Genomic DNA, 19,439 nt, shown 5'->3' on the forward strand with positions numbered 1-19,439 from the left:
CGCCGGGGGCGCGGGTGGCGGTAACTGAGGGTCAGGCCTGGGCGAAGCGGCTTTCGAGGTAGCGGATGATGTCGCTGGACTCGTACATCCAGCGGCTTTCACCGTTTTCGTCGATGCGCAGGCAGGGCACCTTGATCTTGCCGCCGCCGGCCAGCAGGGCCGCGCGATGGCCTTCGTCGTTCTTGGCGTCGCGCAACTGGATGGGCAGGTCTAGGCGGTGCAGGGTGCGGCGGGTCTTCACGCAGAAGGGGCAGGCGGGGGACTGATAGAGCGCGAGGCCTGCGGTTTCGTCCTCGACCCGGGCCTGCGCCTCGGCGCTGCGGCGCAGTTTGCGCGGGCGGGTGATGAGGTCGATGAAGAGGATCAACTGACCCAGGCCGATGCGGAGTGCCTTGATGAACACGGTTGGGAACCCTTGCTGCGGAAAACGGGCCGGCAGTCTACCCCATGCGCGGCGCGGCGGCCGGCTTTCACGCCAACCGGTCGCGGCAGCAGGTGAGCGACTCCATGACGAAGGCGGTGGGCAGCTGGAACTGCCGGCGGATCGGCGGGCTGCCGAGTTCGCCCTTCAGGGCCACTTCATTGGCCAGTTGGCGGTCGAGCTCGTGGCGGGCCTCGATGTTCTTGGCCACGCCGCCCACCGAGCCATGCCCGTAGCCCATCAGTGAAAAACCATTGGTCATCAGCGCCAGGCCGGCGAGCAGGAGCAATCGTTTGCGTTGTGCCTTCATGGCGCTGTCGCTCCTTCAGCCGCTCTGCCGTCCACTGACGGCCTTCTGGCTCATCAGCATCGCCGGCACGCTCTGGCTGAGCTGCTGGTAGAAGCCCATGGAGCCGTCCACCGAGCTGACGCCGACGCGGGCCTTCTCGTAGCTGAAACTCACTACCAGCAGCAGGGAGATGGCGATGGTGTAGAGCCCGAGCGAAGCCAGGGCGCCGTTGCGTGCGTATTTGAGGGTGAGGTTGCTCATGGTGGTTTCCGCTTGGCTGTTCCGTGGAGTGGGCCCAGCTTCGCGAAAAAGGATTCGATAGAAAAACGGATATCAGGCATTTCAACTATCGATGAAACCAATGGGTTTCGGCTCGTACGTAAAATTTTATTGACGTGCCCCGCAAGTGCCTGATGGGCAAGGAGTTAGGCGGCAGGGCCGCTGGATCAAAGGGCTGCGCAGGTGCTTTCTATCCCGCTGTCGGTCGGCCGCCAGGGTGCGTCGCTGTAGGCGCTATTTCCTTATGGGGGCGCCTGTGTTAAATAAATCGCACACTTTGCGCGTCTCCCTCTCATCGCTTCAGGAAGTCCTTCATGCCGTTACGTATCTGCATCCTGGAAACCGACATCCTCCGTCCCGAACTGATCGACCAGTACCAGGGCTACGGGAAGATGTTCGAGCAGCTGTTCGCCAAGCAGCCGATCGAGGCCCAGTTCAGCGTCTACAACGTGGTGGAGGGCAACTACCCGCCGGCCGGGGAGCGCTTCGACGCCTACCTGGTCACCGGCAGCAAGGCCGACTCCTTCGGCGACGATCCCTGGATCCAGACCCTGCGCACCTACCTGCTGGAGCGCTACGAGAACGGCGACAAGCTCTTGGGCGTGTGCTTCGGCCACCAGCTCCTGGCGCTGCTGCTGGGCGGCCGCACCGAGCGTGCGACCCAGGGCTGGGGGGTCGGCACCCACGCCTACCGCATCGCCGAACAGCCGGCCTGGATGAGCCCGGCGCTGGACCAGTTGACCCTGCTGATCAGCCACCAGGACCAGGTCACGCAGTTGCCGGAGAACGCGACCCTGATCGCCTCCAGCGACTTCTGCCCGAACGCCGCCTACGCCATCGGCGACCAGGTGCTGTGCTTCCAGGGGCACCCGGAATTCATCCACGATTACTCGCGCGCGCTGCTGGACATCCGCCAGCAGTTCCTCGGCGAGGAGATCTACGGCAAGGGCGTCGCCAGCCTGGACAAGCAGCACCAGGGCGCCACGGTGGCGGAGTGGATGATGCGCTTCGTCGCCCAGGGGCGTGACGCGGCCTGATCGTTTCGCGACATGAAAAAGCCCGCCTGATGGCGGGCTTTTTCGTTGGGGCGCGGCAACCCGGGGTGGCTAGAGCCAGCCCGAGCGCTTGAAGCTGGCGAACAGCCCGGTGCAGCCGACGGCGATGAAGCCCAGTACGCCGAAGTAGCCGTAGTGCCAGGTCAGCTCCGGCATGTTCTGGAAGTTCATCCCGTAGATGCCGGCCACGGCGGTGGGGAAGGCGAGGATGGCCGCCCAGGCGGCGAACTTGCGCTGCACCACGCTCTGGCGCGAGGACTCCAGCAGCAGGCCGATCTCGATGGCGTGGTCGGCCATCTCGCGCAGCGCGGTGAGGTCTTCCAGCAGGCGGTTGACGTGGATGGCGATGTCGCGGAAGTAGGGCCGCATGTTCTTGTCGATGAAGGGGAAGTCCAGGCGTTGCAGTTCCTGGCAGATCTCCGCCAGCGGGCCGATGTATCGGCGCAGGCGCAGCAGGTCGCGGCGCACGCCCTGGATGTGTTCGACGTCGGCCTGGCTCAGCGGTCGGTCGAGCACCAGTTGCTCCAGGGCCTCCAGCTCGCCGTGGTAGCTGTCCATCAGCGGGCGGTAGTTCTCGATGACGAAGGCCAGCAGCGCATAGAGCACGAAGTCCTCGCCGTGCTCCAGCAGCAGCGGGCGCGCTTCACAGCGCTGGCGGACCTGGGAGTAGGGCGCGGAGTCGCCGTAGCGGGCGCTGATCACGTAGCCGCTGCCGGCGAACAGCTGGGTTTCGACGAAGGTCAGGCCGGCGTCGGTGCGCACCGGGGAGTAGAGCACCAGGAACAGCGCATCGCCGAAGGTCTCCAGCTTCGGCCGGGTGTGGCGCACCAGGGCGTCTTCGAGCGCCAGTTCGTGCAGGTCGAACTGGCGCTGCAGGTTGGTCAGCTCTTCGGCGCCGGGATCATGCAGGCCGATCCAGACGAAGTGGCCCGGCTTCTTCGACCACTCCTTGCCCTGGTCGAGGCTGATGTCGGTGATCTTCTTGCCCTTGGCGTAGACGGCGGCGGCAACCACATGACCCATGCGCTGGTTTTCCTTGTTCCAATGGTGAGCGGCGGCGAGCTTAACCCGCCTCTGCTTCAGAGTGTTGGTGGATGCGGGGAGTTCTTCCACAACGGCGGGCACTTCGGCCGAATTACCCGGTGGGTAATGGTGCGGACGGTGCGCTTGCTCTAGATTCGGCGACTCCCGCTCAGAACAAGGAAAACAGGCGTGAACGAGGCCTTCCCATTCGCCGCTGGCACCTTCGACTGCCCGGTGACCGTCCATCCGGGGCAGCCGGGCGCACCTGCGCTGGTGCTGTTGCCCGCCATGGGCGTGGCGGCGCGCAAGTACGAGGCCCTGGCCCAGTTGCTGGTGGCTGCCGGCTGCAATGTGCTGGTGGCCGACTGGCCCGGGCAGGCCACCAGCCTGCCGCGCCCGGACCGTCGCCGTGACTATGGCTACCGCGAACTGGTGGAGGACTTCGTGCCCAGGCTGCTGGCCCTGGCCGGGCGGCATTTCCCCGGGAGCCGCCAGGTGCTGCTGGGGCATAGCCTGGGCGGGCATGTCGCCGCGCTCTATGCCGCCGCCAACCCGGATGCCGAGGTGACGGTGGTCGGCGTCGCCTGCGGCAACATCCATTACCGCCACTGGCGCGGTCGCAAGCGCCTGATGACGCCGATGGTGGCGCTGGTCTTCAACCTGATGACGGCGGTGCTCGGCTACCTGCCGGGGCCGCGCATCGGCTTCGGCGGCCATGAGGCTCGCAGCCTGATAAGAGAGTGGGGGCGGGTGGCCTTCACCGGCGATTTCCGCCACGTCGGGTTGCCGCTCGCGGAGCCGGCGCGGGTTGGCGTGACCTCGCTCTTCGTCACCATCGAGGGCGACAACTTCTCGCCGGAGGCGTCGACCCTCGGTCTCGCCGCGCTGATCCAGGCGCCGCCCCGCGTGCAGCGCCTGCCATCGCCGCGCCCGCCCCACGAGAACCCCCACAGCGCCTGGTTGCGCGCGCCGGGCTCGGTGGCGGAGTTCGTGCTGGGGTGGCTGGTGGAGCGGGGCATCTTGGTTTCCGGGCAGGCTTCATCGTCGACCCGCGTGGGCTGAAGCCCACCCTACACGCTCGTCCAAACGAAAAAGCCCGGCATCGAGCCGGGCTTTTTCCATGTGCGGGCGATCAGGCCTGGGCCAGTTCACGGTCCATGGCGTTGATGCAGTCGAGCATCTTCTGCCGGCATTCCTCAATCAGCATGGGCAGGTCGTCCAGGCTCAGGCCGACGGTGGGGATGGCGGGCAGGGCGCGGATGATGACCTTGCCGCTGTTCCAGCTGTTCAGGCGCATCTGCTTGACGTAGTTGCTGACGCACACCGGGATGATCGGCACGCCGGCGGCGATGGCCATCTGGAAGGCGCCGCGCTTGAACTGCAGCAGCTCTTCGCCGAGGTTGCGGGTGCCTTCGGGGAAGACCCAGATGGAGGTGTCCTTGTTGCGCAGCGTTTCGGTGGTGGTGAGCATCGCGTCGCGGGCCTTGCGCGCATTGCCACGGTCGATCAGCACGTTGCCGGCGAGCCAGTAGAGCTGGCCGAAGAAGGGCACCCACTTGAGGCTCTTCTTGCCGATGCTGACGGTGCGCGGCGGCACCACGCGGCCGAGCACGTAGAGGTCGTAGTTGGACTGGTGGTTGGCAATGATGACGCAGGCCTTGTCGTGCTCGAGCAGTGCCACGTCGGTCTTCACCTTCAGGCGCAGGATGCGCAGCGCCGGCAGGGAGTAGAGGCGGGCGCAGAGGCGGCTGTTGTCCGGGTTGAACGGGCGGCAGATGCCGAGCAGCAAACCGGCGATGCCGGCGACGATGAAGTGCAGGCCCATGAGAACCATGCGCGGGAGGAAAAGCATCGGGGTCGCCCAGTCAGACAAAAGGCGCGCAGTGTACGGGTGTGCACTTTATTGGGCAATTGCTGCCGGTCAGGGGGTTGTAACCTTTTCTGTGCCGCTGGCGGTGGCCGGCAGGAATTCGGGCGAGGCATACCGCTCGGCAAGGCGATCGAGCGTGCCGTTGGCCTGCACCTTGGCCAGTGCCGTATCGAAGCGCTGCATGAAGTCGGCACGGTAGGGGTAGGCCGCCGCATTGAGGCGGGAAAAGCCCAGGTGGCCGCGCTCGGTGGCCAGGACCGGGCCTTCCACCAGGCTTTCGGCCTCCTCGGGGCTGATGCTGCCGTCCTCGCGCATCTGCTGCAGTTCCCAGAGGATCGACAGGCGATCGTTGATATAGACGTCGATGCGCTGGTGCAGCAGCTTGAGCAGGTTGGTGCGGTTGTCGCGGGCGTAGGACTGGTCGATCTCGCCGGCCTCCACCATCTCGCGGTAGCGCGGGGAATTGACCGTGACGAAGCCGCTGTTGAGTCCCACGCGCAGCCCGGCGTAGGCATTGGGGAAGTCGTCGAAATGCCGGGTGCCGGCAAGGCCGGGGCGGATGAACACCGCCAGGTTCTCTTCCATGATCGGCCGCGAGTATTCCATCCAGGGGCGCTCGTCGGGGCGGTAGTAGGGCGGGTAGAGGGCGAAGGCGTTGCCCTTGGCCACTTCCGCCAGCCCGCGCGGCCAGGGCACCGGGCGGATGGTCACCTTGTAGCCGGGCATCAGGGCGAAGACGCTGCGCAGGATGTCGGTGTAGAGCCCCTTGGCCTCGCCTTTTTCCTCGTAGCTGTAGGGCGGGTAGCCCGAGTCGCAGAGGATGGTGACCTCGATGGGCGTTTGCGCCTGGGCACGGCACAGGGCCGTGGCGCAGAGCAGCGCCAGCAGCAGAAATGCGCGCATGGCATGCCTCCCGTGAAGCGGCCGCGCGTCATGCGCGGCCTGCCCGGGTCAGATCTTGAAGCGGCTGAGCAACCTGTCCTGCTGGCCGACCTGTTCCACCATCACCGCGCACTGGCGCACCTGCTGCTCGGCGCCACCGGCAACCTCGTGGCTGATGTCGCGGATGTTGGTGGTGTTGCGGTTGATCTCTTCGGTGGTGGCGCTCTGTTGCTCGGCGGCGGTGGCGATCTGCAGGTTCATGTCGTTGATGCGGTTGATGGCATCGCGGATGCGCCCGAGCATTTCGTTGGCGGCGCCGGCATCGTCGGCGGTCTTGCTGGCGGTGTCGCGGCTTTGCTGCATGCGCTGCTCGGCCTGGCGCACGCCGGTCTGCAGCTGGTCGATCATCTGGCGGATTTCCTGGGTCGACTGCTGGGTGCGCGAGGCGAGGGAGCGTACTTCGTCGGCCACCACCGCGAAGCCACGGCCGGACTCGCCGGCCCGCGCGGCCTCGATGGCGGCGTTGAGGGCGAGCAGGTTGGTCTGGTCGGCGATGCTGGTGATCACCGAGAGGATGGATTCGATGCTCTGGCTGAGCTTGGCCAACTCGTTGATGGCCTGGCCGGTGTCGTCCATCTCGTTGGCGAGCTGCTTGATCGCCTCGGTGGAGCGGGAGACCACGGTGACGCCGTTCTCGGTCTCCTCGTTGGCGGCCAGTGCGGCCTGGGCGGCGGCCTGGGCATTGCGTGCCACCTCCTCGGCGGTGGAGGCCATCTCCTGCATGGCCGTGGCCAGCTGGTCCAGCTCCATCAGCTGCACCTGCAGGCGGTTGGCGGCCTGGCCGGCTTCGTTGGAGGTGAGGTCGGTGCTGCCGCGCACCTGCCTGGAGCTGCCCATCACGTCGCCGATCAGGGTCTGCAGGTTCTGCAGGAAGCTGTTGAACTCGCGCGCCACCAGGGAGATTTCGTCGTTGCCGGCGGCGGGCAGGCGCTTGGTCAGGTCGCCCTGGCCGCTGTTGATCTCGTGCAGCGAATCGCCCAGTGCGTCCAGCGGGCGCAGCAGGCTCTTCATCAATACGCCGAGCAGCACCAGGCTGATGACCACGCCCAGCACGGTGCCGATCACGGCACGCCAGCTGAGTGCGTTGGCCTCGGCCATGACCTTGCCCTGGTCGAGCACGACGCCGATGTACCAGTCCATGCCCTTGAGGTTGGGCAGCGGGGTGAAGGACACCAGCAATTGCCGGTCGCCGGTATCGACCTCCTGCAGTTCCTTGTTCAGGGCCGGGCTCTTGCCGCCGAACAGCTCGCTGTAGGGCTTGCCGTTCAGCTTGGTGTCGGGGTGGGAAATGATGTTGCCGTTGCGGCTGAGCAGGAAGGCGTAGCCGGCGCCGTTGAAATCCAGGGTGTTGACCGCGTCGGCCACCGTTTTCAGGCGGATGTCGCCGCCCATCACCCCGAGGAACTTGCCGGCGTCGGTGATGCGGGCGACGGCGGAGATGAGGATTTCGCCAGTGGTGGAGTCGACGTAGGGTTCGGTGAGCACGGCCTGGCTGCCGGCCTTGCCGGTGGCGTACCAGGGGCGCTGGCGGCCGTCCCAGTCGGGTTTGGGCTGCCAGGAGGGATCGTTCTTGATCGGCTTGCCATCGGCTTCGAGGGCGCCGAATACGAGGATGAATTCATTCTTCAGCATCGACGAGTCGACCACCCGCTGGGTTTCCTCGGGGCTGTACTTGCTGTCGATGGTCTGGGCCATCAGGTCCATCAGGCGCAGCTTGGCGTTGAGCCAGTTCTCGATCTGGCGGGCGAGGGCGTTGCTGGATTCGGAGATGCTCGATTCGGCCTGGGCGCGAAGGGTGCTGCGAACCTGGCTGACCTGGGCCAGGGACAGGAGCGCGGTGGTAAGGAAGAGTACGGCGGCGGCGGCAAGGCTGACCTTGTGGGCAATCTTCATACGGAGCTCCTGGCGGGTGAAATGCCTGATGCCTTCCGTCCGTGCCTGGCGTCATGGCTTAAAAGTAATACAGCTTTTCGAGCTTGTCCGAAGCAAAGTGCCATCACCTGTCGGAAATTCATGCAGCTCGTCTGGGAAGGGAGTCTAGGTGGCTGCAGCGACGCGGGAGGCGGAAATGAAAAAGCCCGGCATGGGGCCGGGCTTTCGACTGCGACGATGCGATCAGAGCGGGTGCTGCTTGTCCTGCTCGATGGCGGCATCCAGGGTCTCGAGCAACGCCTTGCGTACCTTGAGCTTGGTGTTCTTGTGGGCGGTGGAGTTGATCTTCTTCATCTGCTGGGCAACGGCCTGGGCAGTGGCCAGCAGTTCTTCGGCAGGCACGACCTTGTCGAGGAAGCCGGCTTCCAGTGCGCCTTTGGGGTCGAACATCTCGCCATTGATCACCGAGCGGTGGAAGGCCGCCTTGGTCAGGCGGTCACGGGCCAGCTCGATGCCTACGTGGTGCATGGTCATGCCGATCAGCACTTCGTTCAGGCCGATGCTGAACGGGCCGTCGACGCCGATGCGGTAGTCCGCCGACAGCAGCAGGAATGCACCCTTGGCCACGGCATGGCCGGAGCAGGCGACGATGATCGGGAAGGGGTGGGCGAGCATGCGGCGCGCCAGGGTGGAACCGGCGGCGACCAGATTGACGGCGTTCTGCGGGCCGGAGGTCATCACCTTGAGGTCGTAGCCACCGGAGAGGATGCCCGGCTGGCCGGTGAGGATGACGATGGCGCGGTCCTGCTCGGCGCGGTCGAGCGCTGCGTTGAAGGCGGCGATCACGTCCGGGGAAATCGCGTTCACCTTGCCGTTGGCAAGGGTGAGGGTGGCGACGCCGTCTTCGAATTGGTAGGAGATCAGCTCACTCATGGCAGGGGTCCTTGTTGTGGAATGGGGCAGACGTTACTCACGCGCAGGGGGCAGGTAAAGCGCTTTGGCTGACTGACAAGTCAGGCGCGCCGGGCCCTTGCTCCTTATAAGGCGCGCTCTATGGCGACGATGCGCACTGCCAATTGGGCGCTGCGCACGCCAGCCGATAACCTCGCCGCCATCGCCTGAAGGAGCTCCCCATGGACCGACCCGCCCATATCGCCAGCATCATCCTCGCCGTCGTCCTGCTGCTCGGCTCGTTGTTCCTGGCCAACAGCGCGGCCCTGCGGAACCCCGCCGGCGTGCTGCTGCTGTTCATCGCCGGGGTGTTCGTTTCCTTCGGCTTCATCTTCTTCGGCAGCCTCAAATTCGACGACTACCGCCAGGGCCAGGACAGCGACTCGCCCCGCTCTTCATAAGCGCATGAAAATTCTCAAAAAAATATTTGCATTCCGGAAAACACTCCACTAAATTAGCGCACCTCGACGGGGCTGACGCCTCGTAGAGATCCCGGTGAGGTGTCCGAGCGGTTGAAGGAGCACGCCTGGAAAGTGTGTATACGGGAAACCGTATCGTGGGTTCGAATCCCACCCTCACCGCCACTTTCCGATTCAAGAAGACCCCTGATATTCCTAGTGAAGTCGGGGGTTTTTGCTTTCTGAGATTCGGCGTTCCGGGGCAAGGCTTGGGAAAAAGCTTTTGCCTGTGCAGCTCTTCTGCTCCCGCCCGGGCCCATCCTCTGCGAAACCATTCCGGCTAGCTGTTCAGTTCCTGACACCGCCGTAACCTGGCATGTCCAGGAAACGATCTGGGAAGTGTTCAATCCATGCCCGACGGGTGGTTGATCACTCGACTACCGATGCTGTTGAGCGCGTAGCGGTTTGTCCGGGAGCCAGGACTGCAAGGTCGCCGCTACGGGGCCTCCGTTCCGCGCCTCCCGACTGCCCCTCTACTCCCGAGCCCTTTGCTTCGAATGTGCTCGCCCTGATCAAGCCCCGCGAGTTGGATCGACCTGCCGGTGAGGCATGGGCTGGCGGGTGCCTGCGGTTTCGCCGGTTTATCCAACGCCGACCGCAACCCGACCCTCAGCGGGGCGTTGTGCTGCCTTTATAGGCATGGCGCTTCCACAGGGCTGCCCAGTCCTGCGCCCAGCAGCAGCCATGGTCGAAGCCGGGCATCTCGATCACCTGTGACGGTGCTCCTGCGGGGTAGGCCGCCTGGAAGCGTTGCGCCAGCTCGACGGGCGTGACCGGATCGCGGCTACCGACCAGGTGGACCTGGGGTAGCGCCCACAGTTCGTCGCGGTGCCGTGCCGGGTTGTCCGAGGCGGCGAGCGGCGGGACGCGGTGCCAGTCTGCCCAGGCGTCCGGGTCGAGGTTGCCGGCGACGGTGATGACCTGACGCACATCCTCCCGCCGCGCCGCCACCAGCAGGGCGATGGCGGCCCCACCGGAGTAGCCCACCAGCACCAGTTCCCTGGCCCCCAGGTTCGCCTTGAGGCGGCCCACGGCTTGGCTGGTGCCGGTCACCACGTCCGGGGCGAAGCGCGCGCCCGTCCAGTCCCGGCTCGTGCAGTGGCGGGTGCCCACGAACTGGCAGGGACGGGCCAGGTAGGCCGCGCTGCCGTCCGGCTGCGCCAGGGCCAGTTGCAGGGCGAGCGGGGTGGTCGGGGTCGGGTCCGTCGAGGGCTGGGTAGGGCTTAGCCACGCCAGCCCGTCGCCCTCAAGGTAGACAGTCAGTACCCCGCCAGCGGCTTGCCGTGGGTGATAGCTGCGCAGCACGAAGCGCCCTGTGTCCAGGTCCTCGCTCACCCAACCCCGGGCCCGTGCCAGCGCGTTGGCGTGTTGGGTGCGCTCGGTTGGGGAGGGCGCCGTGGCGCAGCCGGCCAGGGCGGCCAGCAGCGCCATGACGGCCAGGCGTGCCCGGACGTTCATGGCGCGAACCTGGTCAGAACATCCAGCGCAGTTGCACCGAGGCGGTCTGCCCGAGGAAGCCTTCCTTGTGGGTGGCGTCGTAGCGGCCGGTTATCTCGGTGCCGTTGGCGGTGGTGTAGGTCAGCCCGGCGCCGGCGCGTTGGCTCCAGGCCGACTGATGGGTGCCGTAGGTGACGAACGCCGCGTCCGGTGCGCCGGCATAGATCGAGGTGATGCTGGCGTCACGGTTGTACAGGTCGTAGCCGGCGCCGAGGTTGGCGCTCACCTTGAGCTGGTCGCTCAGGGCATGGGTCAGGGTGCCGTCCACGCCGAGCACCAGGGCGTCGGTGCTGCGGGACTTCACCTGCAGGTCCAGGCCGCCTGCGCCTTTCTCGCGATAGGCTTCGTCTTCGATCCAGGTGTAATCCAGGCGGATGGACGGGACGAACGTGGTGCTCGGCGCCAGGGCGAAGCGGCGGTCCACTGCCACGCCGGCGTGGGCGGTCTTGCTGGTGTAGTCGGACGTCGCGCTCAGGCCTGCCAGGTCGATCTGCCGGCGCCCGTCATTGTTCATGCGGCCGCCGTCGAGCTGGAACGACAGGTCGCTCTGCGCATCCAGCGCGTGGCGGCCATAGAGGATGAGCTGGTAGCTGTCGACGTCGGCACTCTGCTTGGGACCGCCGGAGTGGCTGGAGACGTCGGTCTTGGCATAGGCGAAGGCCACGCCGAGGTCGGTGTCCGCCGAGAGGCTGCCATCGAGGCCGGCCACCAGCCCCTGGGTGTCGGCGCTGTAGCCGTTCACCCCGTTGCGGCTGTCCTGGCGGGAATGGGTGGCGAAGGGCTTCAGCCAGAGGTGGCGGTCGCCGAGGAAGGCATCGCCTGACGACAGGCCACGTGTGCTGTCGATGCGCGTCTGCACCACGGCGTTGACGCTGCCGAGGGTGTCACGGGCCAGGGACAGCGAGTTGCCGGTCAGCAGTGGCAGGGTCTGTTCCACCTGGTCATTGACCTCGCCGGCGTCGCCACTGCCGAGGATGCTGTTCAGCGCCTGGGCCAGCTCCGGCGAGTCGCTGCCATTGGCCAGCAGGCTGTCCCAGACCGAGGCCGCCCCCAGCGCGCCGGGTTGGCTCGGGGAGACGGCCGCGCTGATGCTGGTCATGCCGGTGTCGCGCACCACCAGGTCCATGGCGTTGCTGCGGAACAGCGCGGAGAAGGCATAGCGCAACGAGTTGTCGGTGACCCGCAGGCCGCTGTTGGTGACGCCGCCCGTGGCGGTCACCACGTTGTTCAGGTCGCCACCGCCATAGCCGGACTTCACGTCTACCGCCACGGTGCCGCCGAGGTTGGCGTTGCCGCCCACTGCCAGGGAACTGTAGGTGCTGCCGGCTGCCAGCCCGAGGGTGCCGGTGGCGGCCTGGGTGAAGTTGCCGCCGACAGTACCGGCGGCCATGGTGCCCGTGGACAGCGGATCGGCCGCGTCCACGCCCTGCTTCAGGTAGAGGTTGCCGGCGTTGCTCAGGTTGGCCAGGTTGCCGAGCGCCAGGTTGCCCATCAGGGTGCCGCCCGCCCGGTTTTCCACGTTCACGGTGGCACCGTTGTCCACCTGCACCGCCGTGACCGCGCTGGCAACCGTACCGGTGTTCACCACGCTGCCGGCGCTGGCGCCGATGACGTGGATGCCCATGCTGGTGGTACTGAGGGTGCCGCTGTTGGTGATGTTGACCGGGCCGCTGTTGGATTCGGCCAGCAGGCCGGTTAGCGCATCGATGCGCCCGGCGTTGAGCATGCTGATCGCACCCTGGGCGCTGGCAGCGGCCATGCCGGCATCGGAGGCCGCCGTGATCACGCCGCTGGTGGTGTTGCTGACGGTCACGGTACCGGTGCCGTCGGTGTAGGCGTTGATGCCATGGAAGTCCGGGCTCACCGGGGCCAGGTTGGGGTTGCGGTTCGCGGTGATGCGGCCGCTGTTGGTGACCACCACGTTGCCGTCGGTGCCGGCTGCCACCACGGCGTCGTAGTGGTCGGCCACCACCGTGCCGCTGTTGGTGATTTCCGCCCCGCCATTGGCGGACCAGGCGATCAGGCCCTGGCGAGTGGTGGAGCGCACGCTGCCCTGGTTGTCGATGCGTGCGGTGCCTTGGTAATTGATGGCCCGGGCGCCGGCCTGGTAGGCGTTGACCGTGCCCAGGTTGGTGATGCTCACGGCCACTGGCGTGAGGCTGGTCGAACCGCCATCGGCATAGAGGCCACGGCCATTCGCGACCGTTACCCGCCCACGGTTGATCACCGATACCGGGCCATTGTTGGAGGTGGCGGTGATGCCGTCCGAGTTGGCGCCGTAGCTGGTGACGGTGGCGGCGCTGTCCACGCGGATTTCGTTGCGGGTGGCCGTGTCGCTGCTCTCCGAGCGCAGCCAGACGGCGCCGAACGGGCCCGCCGAGGTGAGGCTGACGCCGGAGCCGATCAGCAGGTTGGCGTTCCAGCCTGGCTGGCTGGAGTACATGTACACAGCCGGGTAGTCGCTGCGGTTCAGCGTCGTGGTGCCGTCGATGGTCAGGGTCTGGGTGAAGGGGCCGGTGACCGAGGGGTTGCTCAGCACCGCCACCGAGCTCGCCGTCACGTCGGTGACGGTCAGCGAGGAGGCTCCTGCATTGCCCTGCATCTGGATATCGGCCGGGCCGCATTGCAGCGAGGCGACGTTGCCGGTGGTGCTGCAGCCGGTCAGCGGGGCGGGGGTGGCGAGAACTGAAGAGGCGCCGAGAAGCAGTGAGGCGTGGGCAATGTGCTGGGCAAGGCGACGGAGCGGAAAGGCGGTAATGGTCAGCCGCATGGTGACGTCCCTGTAGAAATGGTCTTTAGGCGGGCAACCGGATGCCCCGCGGTCATGAAGTCCCCGGATATCAGCGCGATGCCCCGGTCGCTGTACCCGATGCCCCATGCCGCTGCCGGACGGATCGTCGAATGGGTTTACATTCGTGTCCTGTCTTCTGTGGCAATAGATATAAACCTATTTTATGTGTAAGAAAATTCCTTGATATCAGACTGCTTTCAATAGAGCCCTCAGCATCTCCGGATGACGAGCGCAACTGGCATGAAGCGATCCCCGCTGCTGGCCCCGCCGCCGCGATGACGGCATCGCACGACGACTGATCGAGGCCTCCATCGCCCGTTACCGGGCTCGCCTGGTCAGTCCTCGAAGACCTGGCTCCCTGGGTGGGATAAGTCGCAGTCAGTCGCAGGCGAGATAAGGCTCAACGCTTGAGCACGTAGGTCTCACCCCAGATGCTTTCATCCTTGATCGGCTTGGCGTTGAGCTTGACCGGGCGGTACTGCAGGTTGGCCAGGGCCTTGCTCATCTTCATGTAGCCGTACTTGGACGGGTCGCTGGCGCCGCGGAATTCCTGCAGGCCGGTGGGGATGCGCACCATATAGAGGGCGGAGAGTTCGCAATCGAGCTTGTCGTTGGCCACGCGCCGGCAGTCTTTTTCCTCGAAGCCGACGTTGGGGGCCTCGGGGTAGAAACCGTCGACCACGATGGCTTCGCCGGGAGCGACGTCGAAGGAGGCGAAGGCCTTCTTCAGTTCGCTGTGGGCCTCGACGCTGGCCACCTTGCGCTCGTTGATGTCGGCGACCCAGCCACCCGCCGAGGTCTGGCGCGTGACGTCGTAGGAGCTGGTTCCCCAGCTCACGCATTCGCCGCTGACGACACGCACGGCGGCGCAGTAGTTCTGGTTCACCGTATCGGTCTGGTATTGCGGGTCCTGCCAGCGCTGGCCCCGGTCGAACTCGCTGAACTCCTTCTCCACCAGGGTGACCTTGCCCAGGGGCGAGGGCGCGATGTCGCGGTTGGCCTGGGGATTGGGCGTGGTGGTGCGCGGCGAGTTGTAGAGGCTGCCGACCAGGTCGTAATGGCCGGGCTCGACGATGTAGATCTGGTACAGCGTGCGGCCGAACACCGTCTGGTAGTGGGAGCCGTGGACGCCGATCTTCTCGGCCTTCATGTTGTTGCCCACATAGAGGATGCGCCGGGGGTTGGCGCTGTTTCGCCAGACCGCGGTGCCGGTGCGCAGCTTCTCGAAACGCACCGAATCGTCGTTGTTCTCGAAGTTGTACTTCTGGCTGTCGAGGTTGACGGTGGTGGTGACGACTATCGCCATGCCACTGGCCATCGCCGCCTCGAACAGGTCGTCGGTGGCGGCGTGCAGCTGGCGTGCCTGGGCTTCGACGTCCTGTTCGTACTGGCGCTGCTGGTCGATCAGCGAGGGCGGTGGGACGCAGCCGCCGAGCAGTGCCAGGCCGAGCAGGCTGAGGCAGGGGAGTCCGTTCTTCATGAGGCGTTCCTTCTGGATGCGGGCCTGGAGTCCCCGTCCTGCGAGGCGCGGGGAGGGTTCGAGGCGGCCAAGCATAACGGCGGTGCCAGCCACGTTACGCCAACCGGCTCACGCTTGGTGGCCGACTAGTACATCCGTACTAGGGATGGCTCCCGGCCGAAGCCGGGAGCGCGAGGCTTACAACGGCTTGATGGTGCCGAGCCGGTCATTGATGACGAATGAGCGGTTGGCGCTGTCGACTACGGTGATCTCGGCGCCGGCCACGCCATCGCGGTCGGCGACGGCATAGATGGCGTAGGTGCCGGAGACGGTGTAGTCCTTGGCCTGGCCGGTGCGCTGGTGCACCACGCGGACCTTGCCCGGCAGCGCCAGGATGACTTCCTGTCCCGGCTGGCCATCGGTGTCGGCGAGGGTGCCGTGGACGTTCCAGTTGGAGCCGGTGCCGCCGGGGTAGCTGCTGAGTACGGCCGTCTGCACGCCGCCGGTGATCACCAGCAGGCTGCTGCTGGAGCGAGCCAACAGTTCGTTGCCCGGCGCGCCGTCGAGGTCGGCGGCGGTGATGACGCTGGTGACGCCGTCGGTGGGGAATTCGCGGCCGGCCTGCAGGCTGTAGTCGTACAGGCGCAGGCTGGTGCCGGCGGTATAGGCGAGGGTGGCGTAGGGCAGGGTGCCGAGGTTGTAGGCGCCCTGGTACTGCCAGGTGCCGGTGATGCCGTCGGTGACGTTGCGCCGGGTGCGGTTGAGGTTGGAGATCAGCACCAGGGCGTTGCCGGTGCGGACGATCACCTCGTCGCCCTGGCCGCCGTCCAGCTGGGCGGTGCCGACCACGTCGAAGAGGGTGTTGCCGATGGTGTATTTGCGCACGTCGTTGAGCGCGTGGTTGACGATGGCCACGTCGGGGCCGGCCTTCACCACCAGCTCGGCACCGGGTTGGTTGTCGGTGTTGGCCGCGGTGGCGAGGGTCCAGGTGACGTTGCCGAAGTTGTAGCTGCGCTCCAGGGCGCCGGCGGCGTTGCGCACCTCCAGCACGCCGGTGCCGCGATAGACGCTTTCCAGCGTGCCGTCGCCGTTGAGGTCCCATTTGCCGAGCAGTTCGGCGGCGAGGGCATTGAGGGTGAATCCCTGGGCGCCGAGCAATCCGGCGCCGGCCACTATCAGCTTCGCTAGCTTTTTCATCTCTCAGTCCTTTTCCTTGATGAACCGGTCAGGAGTCCGACCGGTGCCCAGCAGAGCACAGGGCGGGAAGGCTGGAAATGATGGCAATGAGGCGCTAGGGGGTCCCCCTAGGCGGGCGCGTGCTGGAGGGGTTGCGGCAGATTGGCGCGGGGGCATCGCCAGGCGGGTGCGCTGGCGATGGGAGGCAGGGTTCTTACCAGTACAGGGTCACGCGGGTGTCGCCCTGGGCGTCGCCGTTCACCTGGGTCACGGGCTTGTCGGCGAGGATCTCGCTGTGGCCGTTGGCGTGTTCGGTGCGCACCTGGTATTCACCGCCCTGGGAGCAGGATTGACGGGTCACGCTGTAGGAGCGCGAGCGGGCGTCATAGCCGCTGTCGATTGCGCAGGCGCTGGAGATCGTCAAGCTGACGCCCAGGTTGCCCGTGGCTTGGCCGGCATTGCTGGTGGTGGAGAAGAAAGCACTGGTGATCAGTAACGCTGCGAAGATGGAGCGCTTGAAGGCCGTACTCATTCCGACTGCTCGACGGTGAAGCCGACGGTGATCGGCCTTCCTGGTCGAGTCACTACGAATCAGCTTGGATTGCTTTCCCTGGATTGATTGAACGCTGCGTTGCAGGGGGCGCTACGCCAGCAGGTTCGCCGTGAACTTGGCGCCAATTGTAAGGTGATGGCCAGGTGATAGCTAGCTCATCTCCTAGCCATTTGTCGGCAATCTCTTACACGATCTAGGGGTTGCCCCTAGAACACCCTACGCCCCCTTGGCCGGACCGCAACTCTTGCGTCGCGCCGCCGGTCCAACGGGGGCACGTGCTATAAACCTAGGGTTTGAAGCCACTGGAGATGGACAATGAGCGACAACGACAACCTCGCCATGCAGGAGCCTGCGGGCCTCGCCGAATACGACCTGAACAAGGCCAAGGACTTCGAGTGGACGGGCCGCAGCATGGACTGGTTCCTGCAGATGCTGGTGCGCCAGGCCAACGACCTCGGGGTGGAGGTGGGCATCACCCTGACCATCGGGGCGGGGATGATCAGTGGCACGCTCATCTCCGTCGAGAGCTATTTCGCCCAGTTCGCCGACGAGTACGCCAACTCCTGGCCGCCGGAGGGTCGCGAGGACATCCGCTCCACCTTCGCCAACCTGGGCGTGATGACCAAGACCACCGGCGACGACCCGAAACTGCTGCCGCCGCAATACATCCACCTGAAGAACGTCAACGTCCATGCCGCCGGCGGCCTGACCTGCACCGGCCTGACCCTATGGCGCGGCACGCTCGCCTCGGTGACCGGGTTCAACCTCGGCACCCTGAGCTGACCTTCACGTCCGCCGTCGCGCACCCCGCGACCCAGAGGAGCCCCGGCATGCGTCCGGGGCTTCCTGCTTTCAGTACTTGCGCCGCACCGCGACATCGGTGATGCCCTTCTCGGCGGTCATGCGCAGGTAGTCGCTGTTGTCCCTGGGCTCCCCGGTTAAGGGGATGCCGTGTTTCTCCATCAGCAGGCCATAGATGTCGGAGCTGGACGGCTGGTAATCCACCTCGACCATGAAGGCTCGCGGGGTGCCGTTTTCCTTGTAGATGATCTCGTAGCGGTTGTGGCCCTTCATGTCTTCCTCCTTGCCGGGTGTCATTGCCAATAGACGGGCAGGGCGGGAATTGGTTTTGCCGATTTTCCCGGGCGGTCCACGGCCGTGATCGTCAACGTCCATAAGCACTATCGAGACGACTGATTTCAAAGCGGTGCGGCGCGCACATAGAGTTGGCTCCAACAGATTGAAGGAGGCAGCCATGCCGCATATCGACATCATGTCCGTCGTTGGAAGTGCAGTTCCCGAGGCGCTGCGAGCGCAAGGGCATCTGGCCTGCTGGTTCGTGATGATCGACGGCCAGTGCAAATCCGGTCCCTACACCACCCTGGACATGGCCTGCGCAAGCAAGGCGATCTGGGAGTTGGAAATGGCCAAGATGGCCAAGCGTCACAAGGGTTTCCTGGCCATGGCCGCCTGAGTTTTCCAGCGCCTGCTCCGGCGCATTTTGGCAGCGTGGGGCTGCCCGTTTATTCCTGGTGCCCATCCCGCACCCCCTTTGGCCCGCCACCTGGCGGGCCTTGTTTTTTCCGCCTGGGCCGGGTGCGGGTAAACTGCCGGCTTTTATCGCGGAAGCCCCTCGTGAACTGGGACATTTTCTGTAGCGTCGTGGACAACTACGGCGATATCGGCGTCACCTGGCGCCTGGCGCGCCAGCTGGTGGCCGAGCACGGCCTGCGGGTGCGTCTCTGGGTGGACGAGCCGGCCGCCTTCGCGCGGCTGTGCCCCGGCGCCGATGCCGGGGCCGATCGCCAGTTGCACCAGGGCGTGGAGGTACGCCGCTGGGCGGCCGGGTGGCAGCCGACGGAACCTGCGGACGTGGTGATCGAGGCCTTCGCCTGCCAACTGCCCGCTGCCTACAGGGAGGCCATGGCTGCGCGGGCCCGCTCGCCGCTCTGGTTGAACCTGGAGTACCTCAGCGCCGAGGACTGGGTGGAAGGCTTCCACGGCCTGCCATCCCTGCAGGCCGATGGGCTGCAGAAGTTCTTCTTCTTCCCGGGTTTCACCGAGCGCACCGGCGGCCTGCTGCGCGAGCGCGGTTTGCTCGACCGGCGCGATGCCCTGCGCGGGGAGCCCGGGGCCCGGGCCGATTTCCTCCGCACGCTCGGCGTGCAGCACCAGCCGGGTGAGCGGCTGATCTCCCTGTTCGCCTACGAGAATGCGGCGCTGCCCGGCTGGCTCGATGCCTTGGCGGCGGACCCGCGCGCCACCCAGGTACTGGTGCCCGAGGGTCGCGTGCTGGGCGATGTGGCGAACTGGCTCGGTACCGGTGGCCTGGCCGTGGGCGACAGGCACCCGCGCGGCAACCTGGTGCTGCAGGTGCTGCCCTTCCTGTCCCAGGACGATTACGACCGCCTGCTCTGGTGCTGCGACTTCAACGCGGTGCGCGGGGAGGATTCCTTCGTGCGTGCGCAATGGGCCGGCCAGCCGATGCTCTGGCACATCTACCGGCAGGAGGACGATGTTCACCTGGAGAAGCTCGACGCCTTTCTCGCGCGTTATGTCGCCGACCTGGACGAGGCGCCGGCGCGGGCATTGCTCACGGCCTGGCGGGCCTGGAACCAGGGTGGCGACATGGGCGCCGCCTGGTTGGCGATGCAGCCGTTCGAGGCCCGATTGCAGGCCCATGCCGCGAAATGGTGCGGCTTGCAGGCGGGTCGCCAGGATCTGGCGGCAGGGCTGGTGCATTTTTATACAAATTGGATATGATACGCGGCCTGTTTTTTGTCACTCATCCAAATCGGATATT

General features: G+C 65.9%; 20 protein-coding genes, 1 tRNA gene and 1 pseudogene. 7 read left to right on the plus strand and 15 right to left on the minus strand.

The window, feature by feature from the left end; translation table 11 throughout:
* Positions 1-31: 31 nt before the first annotated feature.
* The 3 genes from DMX10_RS27765 to DMX10_RS27775 all read right to left on the minus strand — a co-directional run bounded on the left by DMX10_RS27765 (position 32) and on the right by DMX10_RS27775 (position 971).
* On the minus strand, positions 32-403 hold the full coding sequence (locus DMX10_RS27765) for a glutaredoxin (RefSeq protein WP_111264130.1): 372 nt from the start codon (positions 401-403) through the stop codon (positions 32-34).
* A 67-nt stretch (positions 404-470) separates the two neighbouring features.
* Positions 471-731 carry a hypothetical protein gene (locus DMX10_RS27770; RefSeq protein WP_111264131.1) on the minus strand — a complete coding sequence of 87 codons (261 nt, stop codon included), beginning with the start codon at positions 729-731 and terminating at the stop codon, positions 471-473.
* A 15-nt stretch (positions 732-746) separates the two neighbouring features.
* Positions 747-971, minus strand: coding sequence for a hypothetical protein (locus tag DMX10_RS27775; RefSeq protein WP_111264132.1), 225 nt, complete (start codon positions 969-971; stop codon positions 747-749).
* Positions 972-1,303: 332 nt separating this feature from the next.
* Here DMX10_RS27775 and DMX10_RS27780 point away from each other — a divergent pair, with 332 nt between their 5' ends.
* A complete protein-coding gene (locus DMX10_RS27780; RefSeq protein ID WP_111264133.1) occupies positions 1,304-2,026 on the plus strand; it encodes an amidotransferase in 723 nt (240 codons plus the stop codon).
* Positions 2,027-2,095: 69 nt separating this feature from the next.
* On the opposite strand, the gene DMX10_RS27785 is transcribed toward DMX10_RS27780, so the two are convergent.
* Complete coding sequence (locus DMX10_RS27785) at positions 2,096-3,067, minus strand: magnesium and cobalt transport protein CorA (protein WP_111264134.1); 972 nt, start codon at positions 3,065-3,067, stop codon at positions 2,096-2,098.
* 189 nt (positions 3,068-3,256) lie between these two features.
* Between DMX10_RS27785 and DMX10_RS27790 the strand changes: the two genes are divergently transcribed.
* Positions 3,257-4,129, plus strand: coding sequence for an alpha/beta fold hydrolase (locus DMX10_RS27790; protein ID WP_111264135.1), 873 nt, complete (start codon positions 3,257-3,259; stop codon positions 4,127-4,129).
* A 70-nt stretch (positions 4,130-4,199) separates the two neighbouring features.
* On the opposite strand, the gene DMX10_RS27795 is transcribed toward DMX10_RS27790, so the two are convergent.
* The 5 genes and pseudogenes from DMX10_RS27795 to DMX10_RS27810 form a co-directional block, all read right to left on the minus strand.
* Positions 4,200-4,919: a 1-acyl-sn-glycerol-3-phosphate acyltransferase gene (locus tag DMX10_RS27795; RefSeq protein ID WP_111264136.1), complete on the minus strand. Its 720-nt coding sequence runs from the start codon at positions 4,917-4,919 to the stop codon at positions 4,200-4,202.
* A gap of 69 nt (positions 4,920-4,988) precedes the next feature.
* Positions 4,989-5,840: an ABC transporter substrate-binding protein gene (locus tag DMX10_RS27800; protein ID WP_111264137.1), complete on the minus strand. Its 852-nt coding sequence runs from the start codon at positions 5,838-5,840 to the stop codon at positions 4,989-4,991.
* Between the two features lie 48 nt (positions 5,841-5,888).
* Positions 5,889-6,716 (minus strand): methyl-accepting chemotaxis protein, encoded by an 828-nt coding sequence (locus DMX10_RS33785; RefSeq protein WP_371921734.1) that lies wholly within the window; start codon positions 6,714-6,716, stop codon positions 5,889-5,891.
* A 30-nt stretch (positions 6,717-6,746) separates the two neighbouring features.
* Positions 6,747-7,772, minus strand: a pseudogene (locus DMX10_RS33790) (cache and HAMP domain-containing protein); the annotation flags it as partial.
* Positions 7,773-7,994: 222 nt separating this feature from the next.
* Positions 7,995-8,684, minus strand: a complete 690-nt coding sequence (locus DMX10_RS27810; protein WP_111264139.1) for a crotonase/enoyl-CoA hydratase family protein — start codon at positions 8,682-8,684, stop codon at positions 7,995-7,997.
* A gap of 200 nt (positions 8,685-8,884) precedes the next feature.
* On the opposite strand from DMX10_RS27810, the gene DMX10_RS27815 reads away from it, so the two are divergent.
* Both DMX10_RS27815 and DMX10_RS27820 read left to right on the plus strand, forming a co-directional pair.
* Positions 8,885-9,103 (plus strand): hypothetical protein, encoded by a 219-nt coding sequence (locus DMX10_RS27815; protein ID WP_111264140.1) that lies wholly within the window; start codon positions 8,885-8,887, stop codon positions 9,101-9,103.
* A gap of 93 nt (positions 9,104-9,196) precedes the next feature.
* A tRNA-Ser gene (locus tag DMX10_RS27820) sits at positions 9,197-9,286 on the plus strand.
* A gap of 483 nt (positions 9,287-9,769) precedes the next feature.
* On the opposite strand, the gene DMX10_RS27825 is transcribed toward DMX10_RS27820, so the two are convergent.
* The 5 genes from DMX10_RS27825 to DMX10_RS27845 all read right to left on the minus strand — a co-directional run bounded on the left by DMX10_RS27825 (position 9,770) and on the right by DMX10_RS27845 (position 16,615).
* Entirely contained in the window at positions 9,770-10,618 is an 849-nt protein-coding gene (locus tag DMX10_RS27825; protein ID WP_256604869.1) for a S9 family peptidase, read from the minus strand.
* A gap of 13 nt (positions 10,619-10,631) precedes the next feature.
* Positions 10,632-13,427 carry an autotransporter domain-containing protein gene (locus tag DMX10_RS27830; RefSeq protein WP_111264141.1) on the minus strand — a complete coding sequence of 932 codons (2,796 nt, stop codon included), beginning with the start codon at positions 13,425-13,427 and terminating at the stop codon, positions 10,632-10,634.
* A gap of 421 nt (positions 13,428-13,848) precedes the next feature.
* Positions 13,849-14,928 (minus strand): hypothetical protein, encoded by a 1,080-nt coding sequence (locus DMX10_RS27835; RefSeq protein WP_111264142.1) that lies wholly within the window; start codon positions 14,926-14,928, stop codon positions 13,849-13,851.
* A gap of 177 nt (positions 14,929-15,105) precedes the next feature.
* A complete protein-coding gene (locus DMX10_RS27840) occupies positions 15,106-16,104 on the minus strand; it encodes a hypothetical protein (protein WP_111264143.1) in 999 nt (332 codons plus the stop codon).
* 193 nt (positions 16,105-16,297) lie between these two features.
* The gene (locus tag DMX10_RS27845; protein WP_111264144.1) at positions 16,298-16,615 is read right to left on the minus strand and encodes a hypothetical protein; all 318 of its coding nucleotides are present in this window, start codon (positions 16,613-16,615) and stop codon (positions 16,298-16,300) included.
* 336 nt (positions 16,616-16,951) lie between these two features.
* Here DMX10_RS27845 and DMX10_RS27850 point away from each other — a divergent pair, with 336 nt between their 5' ends.
* Positions 16,952-17,419 carry a gas vesicle protein gene (locus DMX10_RS27850; protein WP_111264145.1) on the plus strand — a complete coding sequence of 156 codons (468 nt, stop codon included), beginning with the start codon at positions 16,952-16,954 and terminating at the stop codon, positions 17,417-17,419.
* Positions 17,420-17,488: 69 nt separating this feature from the next.
* Here DMX10_RS27850 and DMX10_RS27855 read toward each other — a convergent pair whose 3' ends face one another.
* A complete protein-coding gene (locus tag DMX10_RS27855) occupies positions 17,489-17,710 on the minus strand; it encodes a hypothetical protein (protein ID WP_111264146.1) in 222 nt (73 codons plus the stop codon).
* Between the two features lie 181 nt (positions 17,711-17,891).
* Here DMX10_RS27855 and DMX10_RS27860 point away from each other — a divergent pair, with 181 nt between their 5' ends.
* The gene (locus DMX10_RS27860) at positions 17,892-18,110 is read left to right on the plus strand and encodes a hypothetical protein (RefSeq protein ID WP_111264147.1); all 219 of its coding nucleotides are present in this window, start codon (positions 17,892-17,894) and stop codon (positions 18,108-18,110) included.
* Positions 18,111-18,271: 161 nt separating this feature from the next.
* Positions 18,272-19,399 (plus strand): elongation factor P maturation arginine rhamnosyltransferase EarP, encoded by a 1,128-nt coding sequence (gene earP / locus DMX10_RS27865; protein ID WP_111264148.1) that lies wholly within the window; start codon positions 18,272-18,274, stop codon positions 19,397-19,399.
* The last annotated feature ends 40 nt before the right edge of the window (positions 19,400-19,439 follow it).

It is taken from the genome of Pseudomonas sp. 57B-090624, assembly GCF_003234055.1.
Lineage (GTDB): Bacteria > Pseudomonadota > Gammaproteobacteria > Pseudomonadales > Pseudomonadaceae > Metapseudomonas > Metapseudomonas tohonis.